At 42.1% G+C, this 8,060-nt stretch carries 6 protein-coding genes; 3 read left to right on the top strand and 3 right to left on the bottom strand.

The window, feature by feature from the left end:
• Positions 1-1,634: 1,634 nt before the first annotated feature.
• The gene (locus tag DYD21_RS20930) at positions 1,635-1,820 is read left to right on the top strand and encodes a hypothetical protein (RefSeq protein ID WP_147303669.1); all 186 of its coding nucleotides are present in this window, start codon (positions 1,635-1,637) and stop codon (positions 1,818-1,820) included.
• Between the two features lie 378 nt (positions 1,821-2,198).
• Here DYD21_RS20930 and DYD21_RS20670 read toward each other — a convergent pair whose 3' ends face one another.
• Both DYD21_RS20670 and DYD21_RS20665 read right to left on the bottom strand, forming a co-directional pair.
• The gene (locus DYD21_RS20670) at positions 2,199-2,417 is read right to left on the bottom strand and encodes a hypothetical protein (protein ID WP_116038925.1); all 219 of its coding nucleotides are present in this window, start codon (positions 2,415-2,417) and stop codon (positions 2,199-2,201) included.
• Positions 2,418-3,597: 1,180 nt separating this feature from the next.
• The gene (locus DYD21_RS20665; RefSeq protein WP_147303668.1) at positions 3,598-4,998 is read right to left on the bottom strand and encodes a hypothetical protein; all 1,401 of its coding nucleotides are present in this window, start codon (positions 4,996-4,998) and stop codon (positions 3,598-3,600) included.
• 490 nt (positions 4,999-5,488) lie between these two features.
• Here DYD21_RS20665 and DYD21_RS21175 point away from each other — a divergent pair, with 490 nt between their 5' ends.
• On the top strand, positions 5,489-6,154 hold the full coding sequence (locus DYD21_RS21175) for a hypothetical protein (RefSeq protein WP_158607390.1): 666 nt from the start codon (positions 5,489-5,491) through the stop codon (positions 6,152-6,154).
• A 136-nt stretch (positions 6,155-6,290) separates the two neighbouring features.
• On the top strand, positions 6,291-7,397 hold the full coding sequence (locus tag DYD21_RS20660; protein WP_116038923.1) for a glycosyltransferase family 4 protein: 1,107 nt from the start codon (positions 6,291-6,293) through the stop codon (positions 7,395-7,397).
• Between the two features lie 51 nt (positions 7,398-7,448).
• Here the strand turns inward: DYD21_RS20660 and DYD21_RS20655 are convergent.
• The coding region (locus tag DYD21_RS20655) for a T9SS type A sorting domain-containing protein (RefSeq protein ID WP_147303667.1) at positions 7,449-8,060 on the bottom strand (612 nt) is incomplete at its 5' end.

Genomic DNA, 8,060 nt, shown 5'->3' with positions numbered 1-8,060 from the left:
CAACAACCCCAAAATCATCCATTTCAATATCCTAACTACTTTCATATCAAAAACCCTTCAATTACTTCTTAATTTTGATTTACCTGTTGAGTCCGTGAAGAACTGACTGTGTACAAGAGGACCCGGCAGGTTTTTTGTTACAAATTTATTAGATTTTTCTAATCTTTTACCTTGAATCTCTCTATTTATTATCGGCAGGGCATTTATTGCCTAAACCAATTCATTAGAATTTTCTAATTAATATATAAAAATAGCCGGTTCCACGTACGTATATATGTGCCTAATCACCTACGCGTATACACCCCTCTTGAGAGGGAGTGTGTAAGAGATGGGGAGAATGGGTGAGTGGGTGAATGGGAGATGCCTCCGCTACACACCGGCAAAACCTCGGCGTTCCGACCCCCGAAAATATTGTGGCAGGCAGATGACAAGAGAGGTGCGTGGCGGGTAAAACCTGGCGAGACCATCCCGATAATTACGATATGTTTGACAAACATCCATTAAATTAACCATTATCGTCCCGTCAGAGACGTTACGTTTGTAGAAAAGGCGTATTTGCCCAAACCGGGATGTTCCGCAGGAACAAAATATTACCCAATAAAAACAATTCATCGTTCAATAGAATAGAAACATACCGTACCTACGGCACGGCTGGTTGATTGCACGTTTATGTTTCTACAAATCTATCGTTCCTAAAGGAACGGGATTTGATCATTTCTCTCATTTTTTGATTATCGCTGCCCCGATCAAGAAATTTCTATTTGTTTAATTCTTATTGACTTATATAAATACCCGTCTCAGCAATCCCATTCGAAGTGCCATGTTTGGTCAAATCAACAAATCCTGTACCGAGGTCACACCAAAGGGAACTTCACGATTATAACAATCAAAACTACCCCAAAGTGATCGTCCCGTCAGGGACGTTACGTTTGTAGAAAAGGCGTATTTGCCCAAACCGGGATGTTCCGTAGGAACAAAATATTAGCCATGAAAAGCTGTTCATCGTTTCCGATGGTGTGTTTCGGATTGCCGCCCCTACCCCACATTTCCCAACAGATGCCATCGGGAATCGGTATTAAGAACGAGTTTTTTCTAAACATCAAATAAATCAGTTCCAGGAACGTAGAGATGTCTCCTTTTGCCAGGTAAAAACCTTCAAAGAAAGAATCGTTGATTTAATCCCTGCGACCAACCATCGGATATTATTAAGAACCCTTCGCAAGATCACGCCCGATGGTTTGTTTTGAATGGCCGTTTCAACCCCCCACGTTAAAACGTGGGGTTACTATTTGATTCACCCGCATCCGCGGGTTTGTATAGCATCATTTTCACCATCTATCAACGACTAAAAAACCAACCGATCAAACGAATATTGTTTGAGCGCAGAGCGGGATCGGCATTGTATCAACGAATCAAGCCAAATCCGCTCAAGTGAGTTCTATTCGTTTGCGTCTTTTTTGGTTCGTTTTTGGACGAGCAAAAATGAACAAGGGAACAGGTGTGGCGTGACTCAAATCATCATTCAATACTCCCGTTCACGTCCTTGCCGAACCTAAAGGGAAAAGTTCGGTATTAAGAAAGAGATTTTTTCTAAACATCAAATAAATCAGTTCCAGGAACGGGGAGATCTCTCCGTGCACTCACTCCGTTCGTTTAGTCGAAATGACAGGCGTGTCCTGGTGGATAAGCGCGGCGCACACCATTCTGAGAATGAACAGGATGTATGGCAGCGCCGCGACGAAACCATGCTATTAAAACTAAACTCACACTCCAAAAAAGTAGGTTTAGTCATAGGATTGTATTCGTTTTTCCCCGTTTGAGGATTCCTTTGGGAGAACGAGTATAAAATCAACATGGGGAAAGATGGTGATACGCGATGTATTTTTGTTCAAGCACCAGCACCAGTTTTCTCCATTCGAAGGATCGAAAGGCCGGTGCTTTTCCGGGTACAGTGAAGATATCTCCTTTTGCCAGGTAAAATCCTTCAAAGAAAGAATCGTTAATTTAATGCCTGCAACTAACCCCCACATTAAAATGTGGGGTTACTATATGATTCACCCGCATCCGCGGGTTGTTATGGCATCATTTTCACCAACTTTCAACGACTAAGAAACCAACCGATCAAACGAATATTGTCTGAGCGCAGAGCGGGATCGTTAAGGTTTCAACGAATCAAGCCAAGTCCGCTCAAGTGAGTTCTATTCGTTTGCGCCCTTTTTGGTTCGTTTTTGGGCGAGCAAAAATGAACAAAGGGAAAGATGGTGATACGCGATGTATTTTTGTTCAAGCACCTGCACCAGTTTTCTCCATTCGAAGGAACGAACACCGGTGCTTTTCCGGTGTGTAGCGGAGACATCTCCTTTTACCAGGTAAAATTCTTCAAAAGAGATAATCGTTGATTTAATCCCTGCGACCAACCATCGGATCAGGTTACAAACCTTCGTAAGATCCCGCCCGATGGTTTGTTTTAATTACCATCGCTAACCCTCCACGTTAAAACGTGGGGCTATTCACATTTCACCCGCATCCGCGGGTTATTGGGGCATTTTCACCAATTATAAACGAATCAAGACACTTCCACTCCCTATACGTTCGAGCACCCAGTGCATCTCAGGCCCCAACACACCGGGGCAAACACTCCACATTCATCACGCGGCGCAACCCTGAATCCTGTTCGATCTTTGGATATCTGGCGCCACGCATGTGCCCCAGTACCACCTGTCATGTCGACCGAAACACCGGTGCTTTTCCGGGTACAGCGAAGATATCTCCTTTTGCCAGGTAAAACCCTTCAAAGAAAGAATCGTTGATTTATTCCTGCAACCAACCATCGGATATTATTAAGAACCCTTCGTAAGATTCCGCCCGATGGTTGGTTCGGATTTCCATTACTAACCCCCACGTTAAAACGTGGAGTTACTATGTGATTCACCCACACCCGCGGGTTATTCGGGGCATTTTCACCAACTATCAACGAACCAAGACATTTACACTCCCTATACGTTCGAGAACCCAGTGCATTTCTGATCCCAACACACCGGGGCGAACACCCAACATTCATCACGCGGCGCAACCGTAAACTCTGTTCGATTTTAAGGTACCTGGCGCCGCGCCTGCCCAAAAATGAAACCTGTCATGTCGACCGAAACACCGGTGCTTTTCTGGTGTGGAGCGGAGATATCTCCTGTTGCAAGGTAAAATTCTTCAAAGAGATAACCGTTGATTTAATCCCTGTGACCAACCATCGGATTTTATATTAAGAAACCTTCGTAAGATCCCGCCCGATGGTTTGATTTGATTTGCCGTTACTAACCCCCACGTTAAAACGTGGGGTTACTATTTGATTCACCCGCATCCGCGGGTTTGTATAGCAACATTTTTACCATCTATCAACGACTAAGAAACCAACCGATCAAACGAATATTGTCTGAGCGCAGAGCGGGATCGTTAAGGTTTCAACGAATCAAGCCAAGTCCGCACGAGCAAGTTCTATTCGTTTGCACCTGGATTAACCAAAGCCCGCACAACCAGACTCTTCCAGGAGCTCACTCCGTTCGCACTCTGGAAGGTCTTGGTTTCACCCCATCACACATTCACTCACAAATCATCATCACAGATAGGATCCCGCTGATCGCCGGAACTGAAGTCCACCCCTTTAAATAATCGGCTTAGCTGTTGCTCGAGTTCTTCCAGCTCAGGGCCGCAGAACCGGTTGCCGGACAGGTTGAAATCCCCGAAAGGGTCCCGGCCGTTGTTGATCGCTGCCGGTATGGAGGGATGTATCGGGCCGGAGAAGCTGTTATTCTGAAACCAGAGATTGGCAAGGCTGCCGTTATGCGGGTTCAGCGCGGGAAGCGGACCCGAAAAATTATTATCCCGCGCACGGATATAGCGAAGCTGGTAGGCGTGACTCATATCCGGGAACTCCCCTTCAAAATCATTCCAGCCCAGGCCTAAATTGATGATTCGCGGGGATGAGGAGAGATCGGGGATCGGTCCGGAGAGATTATTGCCGTCTACAGTCAGCACCGTCAGGTTTACGTTTATATCAGGGATTGAACCGGACAATTCGTTCCATTGCAATACAATGGTATTGATAGCCGGAATACTCCCGTCAGTTAATTTTTCAGGTATTGGGCCCGTAAAATTATTATTAGACAGACTAAGCAGTCTCAGGTTTCTCATCTCCCCCATGGTGGGCGGAATGTTGCCGGTAAATTCATTCCCGCCCAGCCTGATATATCGCGCCTCCTGCCATCCGCTGAAAATATCCGGAAGCTCTCCGCTGAGCTTGTTGGAGTGCAGATGCAAGTGACGCATTTTCTCCAGGTTTCTGAAAGACTCCGGGATCTCACCGGTATGCTGGTTTCTCTGGAGGGATAGAAACCAGAGCTCTTTGAGATTACCCAATCCTTCCGGCAGCGGAGTATCTTCAAATCCGGGCTGATTTGCTATTTCAAGGATCTGAAGTTTTGTCATCTCCCCGATGTACGGGATTGCCCCGCTGAAGGAATTTGTAGCTTCATTCTCTTTTCCGGGGTAGGTATCGCTTGTCGCGTTCGGCTCTTTCTGCTCCACCCCTGATAAAAGCAGCCACTCAAGCTGCATGAGATTCCCGAGGGATTCGGGAATTTCGCCTGTCAGTTCATTCTGTTTGATATTGAGATACCGCAGGCGGGTTAAATTCCCGATACTCTGCGGAAGAGTCCCATCCAGGTTATTTTGGTAGAGATCCAGCCGGACCACCCGACCGTTCCGGTCTGTTCGCACCCCGTACCAGCGATCTGTGGGATTACCGTCCAGCCAGGCCGTATTATAGGTCCATTGATCCCCGTTTGTGGCATGATACAGATCTTCCAGGGCCCGGCGATCACCCTCTACACTATCCATACCCTGGGCAATTGCCCGGTCTGCGGTCGCCACTCCCGCCAGCGAAGCCAGCACCAGCGTCAGGATCAACATCAGCACCGGCTGTAGTTCTTTTCTGCTTTTCTTCATATCAATCAATATAAAAATTCTATTTTTAGTACGAAAATCATAGTATTAAGTCAACTCCGGGAATATAGGGCCTCGGACCGGGGCTACGGCTTTATGTTTAGGGCCTACTAATTATTATATATTCATCTCTATGATATTACAGTTGTAAATGGCAATTAGTTGAAATTTATCATTCATATTTCTAATAAAATGATTAAAATTTAAACTAATTGGTAAAGCTGTGTGAAGGGAATTGACTTCGTCTCAAGCCATAGTGCGTATTAATAAGCTGAAAATAATTTAATTTAATCATTAAGCTGACGGACAAATTCAATATTTTTGGAGTAAAATTCTGGTAAACCAATTGGATATTACTGAACAAAATATTTTGAAATAATTAATACAAACATTTTTTTACTGAAGACAGTTGGGAAATTCCTTCTGTTTTCTATTTTTTTTGATGGCATGACATGAAATTTTCATTATTTATTTTTAACTGAATAATTGGCTTATGGAGTATATTGAGTTAATTGCACTACCTGGTACAGGAAAATCCACGATCGTTAATACCTTCAAGACAAATACTCAAAAAAAAATATTCCTAAGGAGTAATAAACGCAACCTTATTAATCTACTTATATACCCTAACCGGTTACCCCTTTTTTTAAAAGTCATGTTAAAAATAAAAAATGAAAGAGATGCTACTCTTAGAAATGCCGCACAAAGAGCTCTAATGATAGTATATGGACCACTCTATTTTAGTTATTCATCAGATTTGTATTTATCTGATGAATGCTCAATTGTATATTTATCTTCTATTGGTTGTTTCGGTAAAGAATGGGTAGAAATAATAGATAAAGTATATCCTTCATCTTATCTAAATTCAGCACTTTTTGTTTTTCTAGAAATAGATGAAAAAGAAAGAAAAAAAAGAAAAAGAAATAGAAATAGAAATAGAAATAAGAAAAATAATGCTTCATTAAAATCAAATAACCATTCTAAATTTAAAATTCGGCAAAATGAAAAAAAAGATATTAATACCGCTGAAAGAGTGGAGGCATTCGCATTTTGGAAAAAATATCTAAATATGAGAGGATTTAATGTATTAACAATTGATGTTACTAATTTAAGTGCTGAAATATCTGCAAGTAGAATTGCAAAAATGCTAAGCACCTAATTAAAAAGTGAAAATAAATAATCGATCCCTAAATACTAAAAGTTGGATTGTGGTGAGATTTATTGAAAAGATAAAGCTAAGCTAAATAAAAATTTTTATACCACATTTTACCTCATTCGTGATAAATTTTTGATATATGAACATTCTCTTTTCTGTCCCAAGAATTCATACTAACTACACGGCAATGATAAAAGGGCTGATCAGTAATGGCCACAAAGTTTCTTTCATTACCATGAATAGTGAAAAATTGAATAACCCATACAATCTGGAAGTCAACACTCACTATTTTGCACCTCGCAGCCGGCCTTATTTCCCTTCCGGTCACACCAAGTTATTTCATTTCGAATCTTTTCGTGCTCTGAAGTCCGTTATAGAAATGGAGGCACCGGATTTAATTATAGTCAGAGATCTTATGATGTTAAATATACAAATTGGCCTGATTGCAAAATTTTTAAAGATCCCTGTTCTCTTTTATGATCAAGCTGATCCTGTAGTACATGAAAGTTTAAAGCGCCGGGTTTGGTATGCCATCGTCCGTCTGTTTATCTCAAAATACAGGATGACAACTGCCAAAAGAATAACTTCTGATACTGATATTCCAGGAAATATATTTTTTATACCCTTCTCGGTTCCATATACCAAAATCAAGCAAACATACAAAACGCACATTGACTCTTCCAACCCCCTCAAAATTATTGTTGTCTCAAAGCTGGGTCAGAAGCGAAAAAATTTACTATTCCTGCTTGAGGCACTGTTGCCACTTTTCAAACAGGATAAAATTAGGCTTTCATTATATGGAATGCTAAGAAGTACACAAACCAGCAAACAAAATTTCACTCGATTACAAAATTATATTAAAACACACAATTTAATATCTAAAATTGACCTGCACCCTAATGAGAAATATGAAACAGTATTGAATGCGTACGCGGATCATGATTTATTCGTACTTCCAAGTTTTAATGAACTCGCTTCCATATCTCCATTTGAAGCAATGTCTTCGGGTCTGCCAGTCATTGTAACCAATCAGAATGGAACCAATTACATTATTGAGGAAAACGTAAACGGCTTTATTTTTGATCCAGACGATAAAAGTGAGCTATTTCTAAAGATTAACTACTTCATAGACTCTCCGGATAAATTGTGCCAATTTGGTTTAGCTGCACTCAACACTATTAATGATCACTATCGACCAAAACACTTTTCGAAAAATCTGGAAAAAATTATCTATCAAAATTTATAAAGCCTGAACTCATTTTTCGTATACAGATTTTTTTTACATTATATCTTTTCACTATTTCAATAGCGTCATTTTCATAGTAAAGCTTTGGGTTTCGGTAACGAGCCTGTAGAAGTAGACACCGCTGGCCATATGATCAGCATGAAACGATGCCGAGTGCCTGCCGGCCTGCCGCATACCGTCGACTAACACCGCCACCTGGCGGCCCGCCATATCATACACGCTCAGCGTCACGTTTTGCAATTCAGAGAGCGTAAATTCGATTTGGGTAGAAGGATTAAACGGATTTGGATAATTTTGCTCAATCGCTGTCTCCAGGGGGGCTTCTCCGTCCACACTGGTTAGGGCGCGGCTGTCCGTATCTGTTTCAAACGTGTAAACTCTGCTCCACTTCCCTTCAACGCTATCTTTCACACCACGAACCCGCCACTCATATGTTTCGCCGGTTTCGAGCAGGTTATTGTTGAGTGTATAACTGGTATCCTTCACTGTAACATCCACATTGACCCCATTACCGGTTAGTTGAAGGACATAGTAATCGGCACCCGCATCGCTCCATTCAAAAGAGGGCGTCACCGATACCTCTACGCCATGGTGGACCGGTGCATACAGTACTGGAATATCTACAGACGATGTACTATCACCATCATCTCCATGGCTACTCCC

It is taken from the genome of Rhodohalobacter sp. SW132 (assembly GCF_003390325.1).
Taxonomy (GTDB): Bacteria; Bacteroidota; Rhodothermia; order Balneolales; family Balneolaceae; genus SW132.
Note: the sequence above shows the minus strand (reverse complement) of the source record. Positions and strands in the feature narration are given on the sequence as shown.